The organism is Romboutsia hominis (assembly GCF_900002575.1).
GTDB classification, from domain to species: domain Bacteria; phylum Bacillota; class Clostridia; order Peptostreptococcales; family Peptostreptococcaceae; genus Romboutsia_C; species Romboutsia_C hominis.
Genome location: NZ_LN650648.1, coordinates 2,181,402 through 2,200,900 on the forward strand (window position 1 = coordinate 2,181,402; position 19,499 = coordinate 2,200,900).

The 19,499-nt window shown below is 26.2% G+C and carries 17 protein-coding genes; all 17 read right to left on the reverse strand.

From position 1 onward, the window contains the following. Nucleotide 1 precedes the first annotated feature (1 nt). Complete coding sequence (gene aroE, locus FRIFI_RS10670; RefSeq protein ID WP_207733531.1) at nucleotides 2-853, reverse strand: shikimate dehydrogenase; 852 nt, start codon at nucleotides 851-853, stop codon at nucleotides 2-4. Nucleotides 854-910: 57 nt separating this feature from the next. Continuing rightward, on the reverse strand, nucleotides 911-3,343 hold the full coding sequence (locus FRIFI_RS10675) for a sensor histidine kinase (protein ID WP_166505835.1): 2,433 nt from the start codon (nucleotides 3,341-3,343) through the stop codon (nucleotides 911-913). Between the two features lie 26 nt (nucleotides 3,344-3,369). Next, a complete protein-coding gene (locus tag FRIFI_RS10680) occupies nucleotides 3,370-5,709 on the reverse strand; it encodes a PAS domain-containing sensor histidine kinase (RefSeq protein ID WP_092924496.1) in 2,340 nt (779 codons plus the stop codon). Between the two features lie 245 nt (nucleotides 5,710-5,954). Continuing rightward, nucleotides 5,955-6,605, reverse strand: a complete 651-nt coding sequence (gene sigK / locus FRIFI_RS10685; RefSeq protein ID WP_166505836.1) for an RNA polymerase sporulation sigma factor SigK — start codon at nucleotides 6,603-6,605, stop codon at nucleotides 5,955-5,957. Between the two features lie 85 nt (nucleotides 6,606-6,690). Next, nucleotides 6,691-8,370: a peptidoglycan D,D-transpeptidase FtsI family protein gene (locus FRIFI_RS10690; RefSeq protein WP_166505837.1), complete on the reverse strand. Its 1,680-nt coding sequence runs from the start codon at nucleotides 8,368-8,370 to the stop codon at nucleotides 6,691-6,693. 65 nt (nucleotides 8,371-8,435) lie between these two features. Continuing rightward, nucleotides 8,436-9,065 carry a uridine kinase gene (gene udk / locus FRIFI_RS10695; protein WP_092924490.1) on the reverse strand — a complete coding sequence of 210 codons (630 nt, stop codon included), beginning with the start codon at nucleotides 9,063-9,065 and terminating at the stop codon, nucleotides 8,436-8,438. A 34-nt stretch (nucleotides 9,066-9,099) separates the two neighbouring features. Then, the gene (locus FRIFI_RS10700; protein ID WP_092924488.1) at nucleotides 9,100-10,023 is read right to left on the reverse strand and encodes a peptidase U32 family protein; all 924 of its coding nucleotides are present in this window, start codon (nucleotides 10,021-10,023) and stop codon (nucleotides 9,100-9,102) included. Further along, nucleotides 10,016-10,684: an O-methyltransferase gene (locus FRIFI_RS10705; RefSeq protein ID WP_092924486.1), complete on the reverse strand. Its 669-nt coding sequence runs from the start codon at nucleotides 10,682-10,684 to the stop codon at nucleotides 10,016-10,018. The genes FRIFI_RS10700 and FRIFI_RS10705 overlap by 8 nt, the downstream gene beginning before the upstream one ends. 83 nt (nucleotides 10,685-10,767) lie before the next feature. Further along, the gene (mltG, locus tag FRIFI_RS10710; RefSeq protein WP_092924484.1) at nucleotides 10,768-11,832 is read right to left on the reverse strand and encodes an endolytic transglycosylase MltG; all 1,065 of its coding nucleotides are present in this window, start codon (nucleotides 11,830-11,832) and stop codon (nucleotides 10,768-10,770) included. Nucleotides 11,833-12,079: 247 nt separating this feature from the next. Next, nucleotides 12,080-13,405 (reverse strand): pyrimidine-nucleoside phosphorylase, encoded by a 1,326-nt coding sequence (locus tag FRIFI_RS10715; protein WP_166505838.1) that lies wholly within the window; start codon nucleotides 13,403-13,405, stop codon nucleotides 12,080-12,082. Nucleotides 13,406-13,493: 88 nt separating this feature from the next. After that, nucleotides 13,494-14,306 (reverse strand): purine-nucleoside phosphorylase, encoded by an 813-nt coding sequence (locus FRIFI_RS10720; RefSeq protein ID WP_092924480.1) that lies wholly within the window; start codon nucleotides 14,304-14,306, stop codon nucleotides 13,494-13,496. Between the two features lie 15 nt (nucleotides 14,307-14,321). Continuing rightward, a complete protein-coding gene (locus FRIFI_RS10725) occupies nucleotides 14,322-15,494 on the reverse strand; it encodes a phosphopentomutase (protein WP_092924478.1) in 1,173 nt (390 codons plus the stop codon). A 24-nt stretch (nucleotides 15,495-15,518) separates the two neighbouring features. Next, on the reverse strand, nucleotides 15,519-16,391 hold the full coding sequence (locus FRIFI_RS10730; RefSeq protein ID WP_092924476.1) for a tyrosine-type recombinase/integrase: 873 nt from the start codon (nucleotides 16,389-16,391) through the stop codon (nucleotides 15,519-15,521). A 10-nt stretch (nucleotides 16,392-16,401) separates the two neighbouring features. Continuing rightward, nucleotides 16,402-17,007: a hypothetical protein gene (locus FRIFI_RS10735; RefSeq protein WP_166505839.1), complete on the reverse strand. Its 606-nt coding sequence runs from the start codon at nucleotides 17,005-17,007 to the stop codon at nucleotides 16,402-16,404. A gap of 62 nt (nucleotides 17,008-17,069) precedes the next feature. Further along, nucleotides 17,070-17,600 carry an NUDIX hydrolase gene (locus FRIFI_RS10740; RefSeq protein WP_092924473.1) on the reverse strand — a complete coding sequence of 177 codons (531 nt, stop codon included), beginning with the start codon at nucleotides 17,598-17,600 and terminating at the stop codon, nucleotides 17,070-17,072. Further along, nucleotides 17,575-18,666 (reverse strand): DUF3866 family protein, encoded by a 1,092-nt coding sequence (locus FRIFI_RS10745; protein ID WP_166505840.1) that lies wholly within the window; start codon nucleotides 18,664-18,666, stop codon nucleotides 17,575-17,577. Before FRIFI_RS10745 ends, FRIFI_RS10740 begins: the two co-directional genes overlap by 26 nt. Before the next feature lie 4 nt (nucleotides 18,667-18,670). Then, nucleotides 18,671-19,495 (reverse strand): glycosyl transferase, encoded by an 825-nt coding sequence (locus FRIFI_RS10750; protein ID WP_092924470.1) that lies wholly within the window; start codon nucleotides 19,493-19,495, stop codon nucleotides 18,671-18,673. Nucleotides 19,496-19,499 lie beyond the last annotated feature (4 nt).

Below are 19,499 nucleotides of genomic sequence, written 5' to 3' on the forward strand. Positions count from 1 at the left end.
ATTAATCTACTTGATCATAGTAAAGTCCTTTTAGGTATAACTCATCCTCTTTACTTGGTTTTATGCCTGTCCATATGTAAAATGCCTCTAATCCTTGATTTATAAGCATATCAATTCCATATACTACATCTAAATTATTTGACTTTGCCCACTTTATAAAAGAAGTATTTTGTGGCTTATATACGATATCACATACTAATAAATCTCCTTTTACACGAATACTTTCATCAATAGGACATTCATTGCTTTCCATACCAACTGGAGTGGTATTTATTAATATATCAATATCTTCTATATCATTTTTATCTATAGTCTTGTTTGAATATGTAGAAGCAATTTTAAAATTATCTCTTATAATCTCACTGATATCCATAGCTTTTTGAATACTTCTATTTCTTATTTCTATAGATTTAACTTTATTAGATGCTAGCTGAACTGCTATGCTTCTACTTGACCCTCCAGCACCTATGATCATTATCTTTTTATTATTAAGGTCGTACCCTTTATCTAATATAGACTTTACAAATCCAAGCCCATCAGTATTATAACCTGTTAAAAAACCTTCATCATTTTTTATAGTATTTACAGCACCTATAAGTCTTGCATTTTTGTCTATATTTTCTAAAAATTTCATTACATTTACCTTATGAGGAATAGTTACATTACAACCTCTCATATTTAAGGTCTTAATACTTCTTACAGCTTCTTCTAAATCACTTTCTTTTACATCAAAACAACAATATATATTATTTTGATTATATTTTTTGAATAAATAATTGTGTATACTAGGCGAAAAACTTTGCTTAATTGGATGACCTAAAAGACCTACTAATTTTGTTGTTGAATTTATCATAATATTATCTCCTATCTAACTTTATTGTCATTTAACTATTAAACTATACATTTATATTTAAAAATTGCACATTCTTAAGTACTCTGTATATATAAAGTTTTCTGACTTTTTGCTTCCTCTTTCTTTATATTCACATATATCTAAATCGCTTTCTATGTTTAAATTGATTTCTATACCATTTCGATTATTTCTATTTACACTTATGTCACCATTATAAAGTTCTAAAATATTCTCTGTAACTTTAAACCCTATATCTATAGCTGATTTATATTTATCATTTATATATTTATAATGATTATATTTATCTTTATTTCTAATACTTATATTAGTTTTATTACCTTTCCTATCCAAATCAACGTAAATTGTACTATTTGAACAAGAATACCTTATAACTATAGATAATAAAGTTAATATAACTCTCTCTATATCGTCATCATCTACTCTTGATACAATCTCTTCCTCACTAGTATCAAATACTATGTTTATATCATTTTCTAATAAATATTTATTAAACTCCTCACAAGTTTCTTCTATTAACGTAACTATATTATAACAATTCACATTAGTTTCATGAAACTCAGATTCTAACTTAGCTAAATCTATTACATTGTTAATTAAGTTCATCAGCATATAAGAATTCTTTTTGATAATACTTATAGAATTATTTAACTCCTTACTTATTTCTTTTTCTATTTTATCTTTATATATATACTCTATTAGCTGAATCGATGATGATATTACATTTAGAGGTGTCTTTAACTCATGAGACATATTAACGAAAAACTCAGTTTTTATTTTATTAGCAATTTTTTTAGCTTCTATTTCTCTTTCAATATTTTCTATATTTACACTTTCTGTTATATCTCTTACTATTCCGATTTCTTTGATTTCATTATTAATTTCTATTAATTTTTTCCCAACCTCTAAGTTTAATTCTTCTCCCTTACAAGTTAAAACATCTTTTCTTTTAAAAACTACCTCCTCGTTGTTTTTATTTGAAGATATTAATATATCATTATTTAGTAGTATATCTTCTTCTTCTAGATTTAGATTTCTGGATATTTCTGTAAATGCTACATTTTTATATATTATATTTTTCTGTCTATAATCTGCTAAATATATACCTTCTGGTATTATATTAACAAATGTTTTATACTTTTCTTTGCTCAATTTTAATTTTTCAATAGATTCCTTATACTCTGTTATATCTTTTATAACAACTAAATTTTTATGTGTATCTCCATCTTTAAAACTTGTTCTATCTATATTCATATAAGAATTTTTTCCCATAGAAGAATAACATATTTCTCCTGTTATAGAATCCTCTAGAACTATCCTTTTTATTTCTTTTTCATTAAAATCTATACCATTATCTTTACTATTATATAAAATATTATTATTGTCTGTTATTAGTATATTATATGGTATAGTTTCTATTATTTTTTCGTACTTTATATTGTTTTCATCGGTCTTTATCTCATTTTGCTTATTGTAAGTTATATCTTTAAAGGAACATATGATACTTTCATTTTTATTAAATTTAATTGGTGTAAATGTAACTTTAAAAAATCTTCCATCCTTGCTCTTTATATCACTTTTAATTTCTGTACTATGTTTTTTTGTTTTTTCTATACTATTTATAAAATTCAATTTATCTTTTATATTATCTCTTAAAAATTCATCTATCGTTAATTTTTCTTTATGCACTTTATATTTATTCCAAATTCTAAGGAAATTATCATCTTTACTCAATATACATCCATTAGAATCTATTATAAATATACACCTATCTTCTTCTCCTACAATTTCTTTAATTAATTCTTTTTTATTCTCTAAATTCTTTTCTAACTTAGCTGTTATATATTTATTTTGTTCTAACTTTTTATTGTATAAACTAATATTTTTGTTACCTTTTTTAAACATTTTTTTCTTTTTCCATACTCTATTATGTTCAATTATTATATATGAATTTACTATATTTTTGAACATGTACAAGTATACAATTATATCTATAATACTCCTATATAGTAATACATTCTCTTTTTCAACCAATAGGCTTAACAAAATACTTGAGTATATAAAAGTAATAAATATAACAGTTATCTTACTAATACTTTTTCTTCTTGTTAATTTTATGATTTCATAAAAAATCATCGTACTTATAAAACCAGTTACCAAAATATTATATAAACCAATTTTATTGTCTATCAGTGTTGTAAGTAACAATATAAAACTAATAAATATTAAATTATTTATTTTTTTGTTGATATTATTTTCACATACGCTAATCAGGATTAATACTTGAGCAATCATATAAAAGTTGCTCAAGCTTCCCTGTGATATATCCTTTGCTTTTGATATAATAATAACAACTATCATACTTAAAACAATAATATCTTTCTTGCTTTTATGTAAAATATATTTAGAATATACTACATATAACATTGCAAGAAGTATTGAAACTGTAAGTATATTAATATATTTATGCATTCTCAATCCCCTTTAATATAATTAACTTAGCTACTACAATTAAAATATATATCTGAAAATTCTATATCGATTTTTTCGTTATCACTAACACTTACTCCCACATCTATATTTTCACTATTTTTTATATTATCTTTTAAAATAATGGTAAATTCACTCCCCACATTTACCTCGCTGTTTACCTTAATGTCTCCTCCATGTGCTTTTACTAATTTATTTACTAATGATAAACCTATACCAGTTCCCTCTGCACCTCTTGTAAGGGTTCTATCTACCTGTTCGAAGTTCTCAAATATAATACCTATTTTATCTTTTGGTATTCCTATTCCAGTATCCTTGACTGATATATATACTAAATCTCCATCTTGCCTAAACTTGACTACTATTTCTCCGCCTTTTGCAGTATATTTTATAGAATTTGATATAAGATTTAATACAGCTTTCTCTATTTTTTTCTTATCTAGTATCATATATTTACTATCTATATTAGATTTAAATTCTATATTTACTCCATTTTCACTTGTATATAGCTTAGATTTATTAACTATATCCTTAAGCAAGTTTACTATATCATACTTCTTATATTCCATTTTATAGGTTCCATTTTCAAAATGTCCTATTTCTAAAATATTATCTAATAATCGCATTAGCCTATAACAATTTTGTTTTATAAGTTTTGTACATCCATTATCTCCCTTATTATTTTCTTTTTCATAATTGTATATAAGTTTATTAGTTTCAAATATAGTTGTTACAGGTTTTTTTATGTCTTTAGATACATTAGCTAAGAACTCAACGTTAAATCTATACTTATTATTTATTTCACTTAATATTTCTTCCATTTTCTTTATTTTATATTCATTGTCTAAAGTTCTCAATATTATCAAATAACTATTGCCAATATCAATTATAGCAATTTCTATCTCTTTAATTTTATTTGAAGGAACTTGAAATCTTTTAAATTTACCATATTCTAATTGATTTAAGTAGCTTTTAACTATCTTATTTAGGTTTTCAGTTCCTATTTCTTTTAATATTTCTATTAATACCTTATTTCTATATATATGATTATGTCCATTTTTTTCTATTATTGCTATACCTTGTGGAAGTGTTTGCAACAATACCTTATAAGTTTTTTCTCTTTGCTCAATTTCCGAGATAGTATTTTCTATGTTAGTTATATCTATGGCTATAGTTAACAAATTCTTATTTCCTCTTAATATAATACTTGTTGTTATTACTTCTATAACTTTCTTATTTTTTGTCTTTATCTTCATACTTACCTTGTCTTTTTTTCCAGACTGAACCATGTTTACTTGTTCTATAAATTTATTTACACTTTTACTTAATACCTTTTCTTGTATATTTTGTAAAACTCCCCTAGATTCATCATAATCCTTTATATCAAACAATTCTATAGCTTTATTATTTATATATTTTATACTGCTAGAATTATGTATTATTATTCCGTCATTTAATATGTCTATTAATTTTTTAAATCTTTGTTCACTCTCTTCTAATTTATTTCTTATTAGGACGCTTTCTGTTATATCAGTTAGAATACATATATTTCTATATTTATTTTTTAATATTTCTCTCTTAGATGCAAGTCTATATATCTTTTCATCATATCCATTTATTATGGTATCCAAATTTTCAATTTCATTTAAATCTTCTGGAAAATCTATAAACTTTGATTTTATTTCTTCTAATATATCTAAATCACTTAAATTACTTTTATCTTTACATATAAATTTCTCAAATTCTTCATTTCCATAGAGATATTCTCCATCTCTATTTAATAAAAAAACTATATTTTGAGATTCTTCAATTGATTTATTTAATTCTGTATTTACTTCAGCCATACTATCTTTAATTTTTTTTTGGGTCTCAAATTCTAGATTTATTTTATCTATTAGAGATTGTGTCATACTTTGATTATATTTAACCTTCAATTTATAATCTTTAAGCATTTTCATTATATTTTCCATATTACTAATAAGTAGTGCTTGTACAATTAATAAGTTTAGCAAAGTGTATGTTAACATATAAAATTTATTCTTTATACATAGACTTATTACAATAAATAAATATATCCCTATCATAGTTAATATATATCTATTTTTGATTCTTAGATTAGTCTTTTTATTGATTATGATACTTATTTTTCCTAAGTTTAACATAGTAACTCCAAAGTAATAATTTCCAGTTACTAACATCAAAATTTCTAGTAAATATATACATAATATATACATTAAAGATTTACAATTTAATATTTTGTAAAGTACTAATAATATAAAAGGAATAGAAATAGCTATAGATAAACTAACAATTTCAAAAATTTCTTTATAAATATATAAAGATTTCATATTTTCACCATCCCCCTTTTTTTGATTCCCCTTACTATAATTTTATCTATTATGCATTTATATTTTTGTTTTCAACTTGTACATTCATAATCCTTCTTCTATCTTCTATATAAGTAATATTAACATATTATAAATAGTTTTTTTGTCAGTTTTTGAACAATTTCACTATAAATTATTTGTTATAAATTACAGTTTTATGTAATAAATACTCTAAGTATTATATATATTTTTAAAACAAAAAAAGCCTATATAAGGCTTTTTTCTGATTTTAATTCTTTTCTAAGTTTTTTTAGTGCTCTTTTTTCTATTCTTGATACATAAGATCTAGATATATCAAGTTTTTGAGCAATTTCTCGTTGTGTTTTATATCCACAAGTGGTTAACCCATACCTTAAAAGAACAATTTCTTTTTCTCTTTTAGTCAATATCTTATCTAGTTGTTCATATAACTTACCTATTTGAACCTTAAGTTCTACTTGGTCTAATATATAATCTATATCAGTTCCCAAAACATCTATAAGACTAATCTCATTGCCTTCTTTGTCCGTGCCTATAGGATCTTGAAGAGATACTTGAACCTTATTTTTCTTATTTGTTCTTATACTCATAAGTATTTCATTTTCTATACATTTAGATGCATAAGTTGCTAGCCTAGTTCCTTTGTCAACATTATAGGTTTCTATAGCCTTTATAAGTCCTATAGTACCTATAGAAATAAGGTCATCTTGCTCTTCATTGGCATTATTATACTTTTTTGCTATATGGGCTACTAATCTCATGTTTCTCTCTATTAAAACTTCCTTTGCATGTTCATCTTTGTCTTTTTTAAATTTAGTTAAATAAATAACTTCTTCTTCAGGGGTTAATGGTTTTTCAAATGATTTAAAAGTTGTCAACAGGCCACCCCCTCTTTGAGATGCTTCATTTTAAATTATATGAATCTGGCCTGTCTAAATTGCTTGTTTTATATAATATTTTATTTTATTTATATTTTAAATTTTTGCATATTTCCTTGAAGATTGGTAATGCTGATTTGCTTTCTTCTTTAGTTCCTTCTACTATTACTGTTATAGTATATTTTGGTGTGTCACTCGGATAAAATCCAGTTATCCATCCATTATTTACTGAAATACCATCTATATTGGTTTGGGCTGTACCTGTTTTAACGCCACACCCGCCTTCTAAGTCTTTAAGTGCTTCTCCCGTGCCTGATAAAGATACTTTTTTCATCATGTCTTTTACTATAGTCAATGTATATGGTGATATTATTTCATCTTCTTTAGATTGATTAAAATTTTTTAAGATACCCTTATTATTATCTACAATGCTATCATATATATATAATGGCTTATATGTTCCATTATTAGCAATTATTTGTGTCATTTGATTTATTTGTATCGGTGTAAATTCCATACTTCCTTGACCTATAGCTAAATTTCTTATAGATATGTCTTTTGGTATTTCTCTATTTACTTCCTCTTCTAACCCTATATCTACCTTTTTATCTAAATGGAGTTTTTTAGCATACTCTATTATTTTGCTTTTTCCTACTTTATTTGCAATATCAAAAAATGCAGTATTACATGAATTAGCAAAAGCTTCGGTTAAACTTTGTATACCATGTCCCTCTTTATTATGGCAATTTAATATTTCTTTATTTTTTCCTATTTTTGTATTTCCTGTGCAATTATATGTATAGTTCTCATCTATAATTTTAGTATCAAGAGCTGCATATAAAGTTACTATTTTAAATACAGAACCTGGTGCATAAGTATTTTGTATTACCCTATTTCTAAGTTCACCCTTAGATTTTTCTGTATCACTTATATACTTACCTATATCATTTTGATCAAAGTTTGGCCTAGAACTCATAGATAGTATTTCACCACTTTCTACATCTGATATTATAACAGCTGTAGGGTTAGCTTCTTTATCTACTACTTTTTCAACTATTTTTTGAATATTTTTATCTATTGTTAATTTTATATGCTTATCTTTATCATCTTTTGTTACTGTTTTTATACTTCCTTTTAGTACATCTAAACCTTCTTTTCTACCTGCTTCACCTACTTTAAATACAGATATATATTCTTCATTTGATGCATTAAGCACTTCATCCATACTTCTCTCTATTCCATATTGTCCTATCTTATCTTTTTTATTTATATATCCTATAGTGTGGGATAAAAGGCTATCTTCGTCATATCTTATACTTCTTTTAGATACTATTATATTTTTTTCTAGTAACTTTTCTTCCATTTTTTTACTTATATTATTTACTTGTATTTCAAATATTGATGACTCTGTTTGCTCTTCTATTTCTTTATATATCTCTTTATCACTTAAATTACTTACTTCTTTTACTAAGTTTCTTATGCTAGAATCATTTATAAATTTTTCTTTTTGTACTATTAATACAGTTTCTTTCTTCTTATCAGTTAAAGGTTGATTATTTCTATCATAGATTACACCTCTACCAGTATTTAAATCTATTTTTTCAGTACTTTGATTTTCTTGTCTTTGTTTATATTCATCAGATTTTAATATTTGTATATCTGCTAGTCTATATATTAAAAATAAATATACTAATACAAATATTAAAACTGTTGTTTTTCCTCTACCAACCATAGTTTTTGGTAAATTATATTTTTTCCTTGACATAAAATCACCCCTTAGATACTTGTCATTTTTGACAATTTCTAAGGGGTTAATACTCTTTATTCTAATTAATCTAATTGTGTTCTTATTTTACTTATAACTATATCTATAGCTACTTCGTTTTGTCCACCTTCTGGCATTATTATATCAGCATACTTTTTATATGGTTCTATAAATTGATCATGAGCTGGCTTTACTGTAGTCAGATACTGATCTATAACAGAATCTACAGTTCTACCTCTTTCTTTTATATCTCTTTGTATTCTTCTAAGTATTCTTATATCATCTTCAGTATCAACATATATTTTTATATCTAATTTATTTCTTAACTCTTCATCTTCAAGTATCATTATACCTTCTACTATTATTATATCCTTTGGAGTTATTGTAACAGTTTCGTCATGTTTTCTAGTATGAAGTTCATAGTCATATATAGGCTTTTCTATGCTTTTTCCATTACATAATTCTTCTATATGTTGTATTAAAAGCTTATTATCAAAAGCAAGTGGATGGTCATAATTAGTTTTTAGTCTATCTTCAAAACTTAAATGTGTTTGGTCTTTGTAGTAAGCATCTTGCTCTAATGTAGCTATATTTTCATCTGGTATATTATCCATTATAGCTTTACAAACTGTACTCTTACCAGAACCAGTTCCTCCTGTTATTCCTATTATTAAAGGTCTCTTAGTTTTTTTCATGATGTAGTACTCTCCTTACAAAAAAGATTAGCGTTTATTCTTGATCATTTGGATTCTCTAAATAGAATCCAGATGTAAACTCTCTATTATTTAACTTTATTTCTTCGATCCAACTTGGATTAAACTCCCAATTATTTGGGTCTTCATAAAACTTATCTAAAGCAAATCTATAAGCTTTAACAACTTTAGATATATAATTAGCGTCTTTCATCTTACCTTCTATTTTAAGACTATTTATTCCTGACTTTATCATAGCCGGTAAATCTTTTATCATACATAAATCTTTAGAATTAAATATGAATGTTCCTCTCTCATCTTCATAAACCGGGAAATATTCTCCTGGTCTTTTCTCTTCAACTAGACTGTATGTTTTTTTATTTACTTCACTATCTGAATCTTTTCCTTTTATATAATTGCTTATAAGAGGCCTTCCTGAATAAGATATAGCCATTACTCCATGTACATATGCTTCTAAATCTAATTCTATAGGTGTATTTAGCCTTATTTGACCTAGCTCATCACAAGATAATTCTCTTGATAATGTTATTCTTTTTATACCTTGCTCATGCCAAAATTTAGCTGTTACGTAATTTGTAACATTAGCTTGTTCTGCTAAATGTATATCCATATTTGGTACAGCCTTTTTAGCTACTACAAGCATACCAGGCTCTGCTATTATGATAGCATCTATTCCTACAAATTCAAGTTCTTTTAGGTATGTTTCTATATCTGAAAAGTCCTTACTATGAGGAACTATATTAACAGATGCATAAACCTTTTTATTATGTTTATGTGCAAAGTTTATACCTTCTATTAATTCATCCTTTAAAAACTCCTTATCTATAGAGTTAAGACCAAAAGCTTCACTTCCTATATATATAGCATCTGCACCATTTGTTATATTTAACTTTAATTCTTCTAAGCTTCTAGCTGGCGCCAATAATTCTACATTATGCATTTAAATCACCCCTCTCGCTTTGTTTGTAGCTAAGTGCTACTCCATCTGCTATAGGTATTAAAGATGTAGTTAAATAGTCACAGTTTGATATATAATCTAAGTAACTTCTCATTCTTTTTACTATAGTCTTTTTACGTCTTATAACGAAACTATCATGTGCAACCATTCCTTGATATAATATATTATCTGATATTAAAAGTCCATCTACTTTTAATTTATCTATAACCATATCATAAAATAATTGATATTGTCCTTTAGCTGCATCTAAAAATATTATGTCAAACTCTCCTTGAACTTCTTTTAATTTTTCTTCTGCATCGCCTTCTAATATCGTTATATTATTTTCAAATCCAGCTAATTTTATATTTTCTTTAGCCTTTTCTATCATTTTTTCATTTCTCTCTACTGTTATTATCTCCACATCTTCACCTAGAGTAGATGCAAATAGTATAGATGAGTATCCTATAGCACAACCAACTTCTAGTATTCTCTTTGGTTTTTTCATTTTTAGTAAAACTTTTAAAAGTTCTGATACTTCTTTGTGTATTATAGGTACATTATTTTCATGTGCATAATCTTCTAGTTCTTTTAAAAGTCCTTCTTTATCTTTTAATGTATTTCTTATGTAATCTTGTACTAATTCATTTACTATATTGCTCATTAAATTCACTCCTTAAATAGCAGAAACATTAATATAGGATTACACTTTGAATATCTCAAAGCATAATCCCCATATTTTAAATTTTATTTATTCTCTGCACTTGCTTTTTCTTTGCTTAATTTATCCCTTTGTTCTTTATATTCCTTCTCAAACTTAAGATGTTCTTCGTAAGTTTTGCTATAGTTATTTCCTCCATCCATAGTAGCTACAAAGTATAAATAATCTGTATCTTTTGGATATAATACTGCTTCTATAGATTTTATACTAGGATTAGCTATTGGTGTCGGAGGTAGTCCCACATTTTTATAACTATTATACGGAGAATCTATCTTTAAATCATTATATGTTACTATTTTTTTTCTTTCTGGGAATATATACTGTATAGTTGCATCAGACTGAAGTCTCATACCTATATCTAATCTATTGTAAAATACACTTGCTATCATAGGTCTATCTTCATCTCTAACAGCTTCTTTTTCAACAATAGAGCTCAGATTTACGACCTCTTGAAGAGTCATTTTTAACTCTTTTTGTCTTTTTTGTAACTTTTCAGTATACATTTTACCAAATTCAGCTAACATTTTATCCAAAACCTCTTTTTCACTTGTACCTTCTTCAAAGTAATAAGTCTGAGGATATAAGAAACCTTCTAGTGTAGTTATATCTTTTTCTTTTAAATATGGAAAATCACTATAAAATTCCTTTGGATTTTTGATTAGTTTTTCATACGTTTCTTTATTGCCCAGTTTTTTAGATACTAATTTATCAATTACTTCATTAGAAGTTGATCCTTCTGGTATAGTTACTTTTATACCATCTTGATATGTTTTTCCAGATGATAATATGTCAATTATATCATTATTAGAATAGGTTTGATTAAGCAAATATTTTCCAGACTTTATGTTTGGAATTTCATTACTTACTTTTGCTACAACTTTGAATAATGTCTTATTCTTTATTAATTTTTTTTCGTATAATATATCTGTCATTGTATTTATAGTAGCACCTTTAGGTATTTCTACTACTATATCTTTTTTATTTTTTTTATTGTATGGTCCTATTTGTATGAACACAAAACTCCCTATTAATCCCAATAATACTACCAAGGAAATTAATGCTATCTTAAGTTTATTATTTCTCAAGTACATAGTATTTTCTACTCCTTATATATATTTATATCTTTTATATTATAAATCTAAGAATAAAAATTTTCAATAAAATTGTCGAATAAATTTCTTTTCTAAATTCATTGCTTTTTTATATTTGACTTATCTAACGTTCATTTATTAGTAATTTATCAAATTAATTATAAAAATTAATAGCTTCAAAATTTTTTTATAATTATAAAAAGCTTAACGTTATTTTTTACACGTTAAGCTTTTTATAATCATAATATTAAAATTTTTTTATTTCATCTTTAGTTACAACACCATATATTAACTTTTTAGGTTGTGTTTTATCATCTACTATTTCATAAGCATTTATAAATCTTTCTTTTGCTTGTTCAAATTTTTCTTCTTTATTATAATGCATGTAAGCTAATACATCGCCTTCATTTACATAGTCTCCTACTTTCTTTTGAAGTACTATACCTGCTGATAAATCAAGTTCATCTTCTTTAGTTTCTCTACCAGCACCTAAAATCATAGCAGATACCCCTATTTCTTCTGCTTCTATCTTACTTATATAACCACTTTTTGGTGATTTTATAGGTACTATATTTTTAGATTTAGGAAGTAAATCATAATCGTCAACTACCCTCTTATCTCCGCCTTGATTTTCTATAAACTCTTTTAGTTTTTCTAGTGCACGTCCTGAAGATATAGCGTCTTGTATCATTTTCTTACCTTCTTCGAAACTTTCACAAACTTTTGCTAATACTAACATATATGCCCCTAATGTTTCACATAGCATTACAAAATCCTTAGGTCCATTTCCTTTTAAAGTTTCTATAGCTTCTATTACCTCTAATGAGTTACCTACAGCAAATCCTAAAGGCTCATCCATATTAGTTATCATACCTATTGTTTCTCTACCCATTCCACAACCAATATCAACCATAGCTTTTGCTAGTTCAAATGAATCATCTAGTGTTTTCATAAATGCTCCATCACCAGTTTTAACATCAAGTAATATAGCATTTGAACCTGATGCTAATTTTTTACACATTATACTAGCAGCTATTAAAGATATATTATCAACTGTAGCAGTTACATCTCTTAGAGCATACATTTTTTTATCAGCAACTGCTATTGTAGCTGTTTGACCACAAACTGCTATATTTTTTTCATTTACAGAATTTATAAATTTCTCTGCATCCATTTCTATTGAAAATCCTGGTATAGCTTCTAACTTATCTAAAGTCCCTCCAGTGTGTCCTAATCCTCTTCCTGACATTTTAGCTACAGGAGCACCACATGATGCCACTAATGGAGCTAAAGCTATTGTAGTTTTATCTCCTACTCCTCCTGTACTATGCTTATCAACTTTTATTCCTTTTATAGCTGATAGGTCTATAACATCTCCTGAATTCATCATAGCTTCTGTAAGATATACTGTTTCTTGTTTATTCATTTTGTTTATATATATTGCCATTAAAAGAGCTGATGCTTGGTAATCAGGTATTTCATTTTTTGAATATTTTTCTACGAAAAAGTTTATTTCTTCTTTAGGTAATTCATGCCCATCTCTTTTTTTTCTGATTATATCATATATTCTCATTTTATCTCTCCTTAACAAACTTTATATATAATCTATTATTTAAATATATAAGCTTAATACTAAGTTTAGTATTAAGCTTATATATTTATTATATACTTTTAACTACTAATTTAACTAAACTTAAGAATTCAGCTTTTACTTTTTGAGTAGTTTCTATTACTTCTTCATGGTTAAGAGGTTGATCAAGTATTCCTGCTGCCATGTTAGTTATACAAGATATTCCTATAACATCCATAGATGAATGGCTAGCAACTATTACTTCTGGTGCAGTAGACATACCAACAGCATCAGCTCCTAGTATTCTTGCCATTTTAACTTCTGCAGGTGTCTCATATGTTGGTCCACTAAAGAATGCATATACACCTTCTTGTACTTTTATATCTAGCTTCTTAGCACACTCTCTAACTAATTCTATATATTTTGGTGAATAAGCTGTAGACATATCTGGGAATCTTGGTCCAAATCTTTCATCATTTTTACCCATTAAAGGTGTACTTCCACTTAAGTTTATATGATCTTTTATTATCATTAAATCACCTGGTTTAAAGTCTACATTTGCTCCTCCAGCTGCATTTGTAACTACTATAGTTTCAACTCCTAAAGCTTTCATAACTCTAACTGGGAATGTTATTTCTTGTTGAGTATATCCTTCATAGTAGTGGAATCTCCCTTGCATAGCAACTACATCTTTGCCTTCTAATTTACCTATTACAAGGCATCCTGCATGTCCTTCAACAGTAGATACAGGGAAATTAGGTATTTCATTATATTTTATCTTTACTGGATTTTCTATTTCATCAGCTAATACTCCTAATCCAGAACCTAATATAAGTCCTATCTTAGGTGTTATATTTATTTTTTCATTTATAAATTTTGCACTTTCTTGTACTTTGTTAAACATATGTCTCCTCCTTGACTATTTAAGTATTTGTGATTTAAAACTAGTTCCATTTTTAGTCATTTTTGTATCTAATATATCTGCTACTGTAGCACCTATATCTGCAAAACTTTTTCTTATACCTAAGTTTACACCACTCTTGATATTTTTTCCATAAATTAATACAGGTATATACTCTCTAGTATGATCCGTACCTTTGTAAGTTGGATCATTACCATGATCAGCATTTATTATAAGTATATCATCTTCCTTTAAAGCATCTATTATTTCTGGAATTCTAGCATCGAATTCCTCTATAGCTTCTTTATATCCTTTTACATTTCTTCTATGTCCATATTTTGAATCAAAATCAACTAAATTAGTAAATATTAATCCTTTATTTTCTTTATTAATGTAATTTATAGTTTGGTCTACTCCATCCATATTATCTTTAGTGTGTATAGCTTCCGTTATACCTTGTCCATTAAATATGTCTTCTATTTTACCAACGCCAATTACATCTAGTCCAGCTTCTTTTATATTATCTAATACCGTTTTTTCAAAAGGATTTAATGAGTAGTCTCTTCTGTTAGAAGTTCTTACGAACTCACCTTTTCCTTTTCCTATATATGGTCTAGCTATAATTCTAGCTACTGCATTGTCTCCCATCATTATTTCCCTAGCTATTTCACACATTTTGTATAATTCATCAAGTGGTATTATTTCTTCATGCGCTGCTATTTGGAATACACTATCTGCTGATGTATATACTATTACATCTCCTGTTTTCATTTGATGTTCTCCATATTCATCTAATATAGCAGTTCCTGATGCTGGCTTATTTCCTACAACTTTTCTTCCTGTTCTTTTTTCAAATTCATCTATTATTTCTTTTGGGAACCCATTTTCAAATGTTTTAAATGGAGTTTCAACTAAAACACCTGTCATCTCCCAATGTCCTGTTGTAGTATCTTTTCCTTGAGAAATTTCTTCACATTTTCCAAAACAACCTATAGGAGAATCTACTCCTTCTACAAAATCTACTTCGTCTATATTTCCTATCCCTAATTTTAATAAGTTAGGTATCTTTATATCCTTATGTGTTTTTATTATATTTCCTAAAGTATTAACACCTTCATCTCCAAATTTTTTTGAGTCTGGAAGTGCTCCTATTCCTACACTATCAATTACAATCCATACAACCCTATTCATATTATGTCCTCCTTTTTTTGTAGTTTATTTCCTAGGATGTTTTTCTTTTATTTCTCTTCTCATATTCTTATTTATGTGATTTAAATATGATTGCAAACTAGATAAATTGCTATTTCCTAATATTTTGCTTACTACAGCAACATTAGCACCTTCATTTAAAAGATGAATAGCAAAAGAATGCCTAAGCATACTTGGATTTATGTTTTTATCTATATTAGCTAAATTAGCATATTTTTTAATAAGTTTCCATAAGCCTTGTCTTGTAAACCTTTGTCCTAAGGAACTTACAAATAAAGCTTTTTCATCTTCATTTGCCAATTCAGTTCTTGATTCATTTATATATTTTTCTAAATACTCCTTAGATGTATTGGATAAAGGTATTATTCTTGGATTTTTTCCTTTATCACAGCATATATAGTCTAAATCTAATTCTACAGAATCTATATCCATATCTATAAGCTCTGATACTTTTATACCTGTACCATACAATATTTCAAATATTGCCTTATCTCTTATTTCTTTAGGTGTATTTAAATTTTTAAAATCTAAAAGCCTTTTTATTTCTTCCTCTGTTAAAATATCTAAACTATTTTTCTCTATTTTAGGCTTTTTTATATTTCTTGCAGGATTATTTTTACTTATACCATAAAAAAATAAATAATCATGAAAAGATTTTATTGATGATATCATTCTAGATACTGTTGCTACAGATATATTTTCCTGTTCTAATCTTATTATATATCCTATAATATCATTTTCTACAACATTATCTAAACTTATCATCTTTTCTTTTAAATAATCAACATATCTTTTTATATCTATATAGTAAGATGATATAGTATTTTTAGATAGATTCTTACTATTTAGATATTTTATGTATTCCTCTACAACCTCCATAGCAAACTCCTTATCTGACTAGGAACTTAATCATACCTATACTTATAGTATTTAGTACAACTTGTAATATAACTGTAATACTTATTATAATTATAACATTTAATATAAATCTTTTTACTAAAAATATCATATTTTCTTTTCTTTTGTGCTTAATTTCTAATAATATTTTTTTTACATAATCAAATGCCACTAACGTTAATATAACTGTACCAGGTATAATAGCTAAATTTTTCATAAATAAAACAAATATCATTTTTATTGATTCAAAATTTAGTGCTAATATCATACTATTTATAGTATAGCCTATTGATAAACCTTTTAGCATAAATATTATAAGCACTACTGGAAAAGTTATTACTAAGACTGAAAAAAAAGCGACACAAGCCATAAAGCTTAAATCTATTTTTAAATTTGATAATATAGCTTCTTTTATTCCTTCTCTTGAATTATAGTACTCACTTATAAAACTAATATCTTTTATTATTTCATCTTGATAACTTGGCCATATTTTATTTAGATAAGATCCAAGTGCTACAAATACAATAAATATTAACCCAATAAGTACTATTTGTCTGTTAAGTTCTTTAAAATTATTTTTTCTATATGTTCTTCTCAAATTTATAACCTCCCCTTTTACCTTACAAAATAGTATGTATAAAAAGAGGAGGTTATGACATTTTATATTAATTCTCTAGCTATTAAAATTCCAATTGCTGTTTTTGCATCTTCTATTTCATTTTGAATAACCATGTTATAAGCTTCTTCTAAACTTATAGTATGTACTTCTATATCTTCATCATCATTTAAATTTCTTTCACCTACAGTAATATCAGTAGCTAGATATATGTATATTTTTTGATTAGAAAAACCTGCTGATGTATAAAACTTATGTATTAGTTTTAAATTTGAAGCATCGTATCCCGTTTCTTCTTTTAGTTCTCTTTGTGCACATTCTTTTGGTGTTTCACCAGGTTCTAACTTTCCTGCTGGTATTTCCCATATAACTTTTTCTATTGGTTTTCTAAATTGTTTAATTAATACTATTTCATTATTTTCATTTAATGCTAATATACCAACTGCACCAGGATGTTCTACTATTTCTCTTTTTTGATATCCTTGGTTTATAGTCTCTACAGTATCTACTTTTAGGCTGATTGTTTTTCCAGTGTATATTTTATCACTACTAATAGTCTTTTCTTCTATCACCATCACAAACCTCCATTAAATAATATGCAGCACTACTTGCAGCCTCGAAAAACTCTTTATCTTGTTCATAATTTCTTCCCATAGTTCTTACCTTCAGGCCAAAATAATCTAAGTCTTCTTTAGTATTTTTATTATCTATATATACTATATTATGTCTATTTAAATCATTTTCTTCTATTTGTGCTCTTATTTTATTTAATTTATCACTTTCATAATTTGATATTGGTATTGTTATATCAACATTTACAATTTCTTTAAAAATAGTAATACTATGGTGAGATATTCCATTATGTCTTTCTCTTTTATCTGCAAAACTAATTCTAGGTATAGCTATAGGATTTCCACCAAGTTTTTTTACTGCATCTAATATAGGTCCTTGTTCTATTCCTGTAAATCCATATTTAGTTCCAGTACCTGCAATTCCAGGTCCCATACTAACAAATACACAGTCTGCATTTAATACTTCTTTAGCAGTTATTAAAGCTGTATATATATTTATACATTCATAATCCCCTCCGAATGCATTCCCTATAGTTATAGTATAGTCTATTAATCCTTTACTTTTTAAAGTTTCTACATTTTTACTTAGGTATATCGGTAATGCAGCTCCATCTGTCATTATATATACTATTTTTTTATCTTTATTATTTCTTTTATATGATGCTACAAAAGGTGTAAGCATACTATGAAGTGTCCCAACAACAACTGGCATATCATTTAAACTTTTAAAGCTTGATATTTTATCATGATAAGTACTTTCTTGTTCTTCAACTGAATCTACCTTAACTTGTAGTGGCGTATATCTTAATTTCATAATATGACCGCCTTCTGTAAAGCTTGATTCTATATTATTTAGATTAGTTATTACAAAATGATATCCTCCAGTACCTAAACTTAACTCAACAGCTGTTGTATTTAATACAACCTCATCACCTACATTTACACTCCCTGTCATCTTAGGGTAGTTGTATGCTTTTTGTATTTCTCCATTTATATTAACTCTTATATCTTCTAATTTTTCACTCTTATCTTTTATAGAATCTACAATTCCTATTCTTTTACTTATCATAAGTTTACCTTCCTAATTTATCTATGAAATTTAAGAACTTATTTTTCTCTATTATCTTAGTTAAAGAATACTTCTCTGTAAGTATATGTATAAATATTAAAAATGCTAACCAAGCTAATCTAATATTAAATGAATACCCCATACATATAAGTATTCCTATAGATATACCTAAAACATTTGATCCTGTGTCTCCCATCATAGCTTTAGCTTTTAAGTCGTAATTAAAATATGCTAATACATTTGGAAGCAGTAAAAGAAGTAGACTTTTTTCAAATCCTGCTAATGTTAAAAGTAAAACTAACCCTATTATTAAATATACCTTTATAGCTCTTCCAGGCCTTAAATCTAATAAGTTCATAAGATTTGTAGAAAGTGCTATTATAAGAGTATTTACAATTATATCTAATATATCTTTAGATATTGCTATAGATATTAATATACCTATAAATCCTCCAAATAATGCCTTAAATCCACCTGTTGTAAGCTTTCCTTTAAACAAACTCTTAAAATGTCCTTTAAGCCCACTAACATCTCTATTTCCTATTATATCGTCTAATATTCCTGCAAAGAACATTGCTATTATTCCAAATATGAACATAAATAAATATAGTAGCTTATTAACATCATTAGTTACAAATCCTATAATAATACCATTTATTATTATCATAGGTAAAAATACTATACCCATACTAACTGGTATCATATCTTTTTTATAATTTGGTCTTAATACATTACTATCTATTAATAAATTTTTAAATAAAGGGATAACAACATAGGTTCCAAGCAATCCTGTTATAAATAAAACAGTATAAAGTATATAATATTTCACCTAT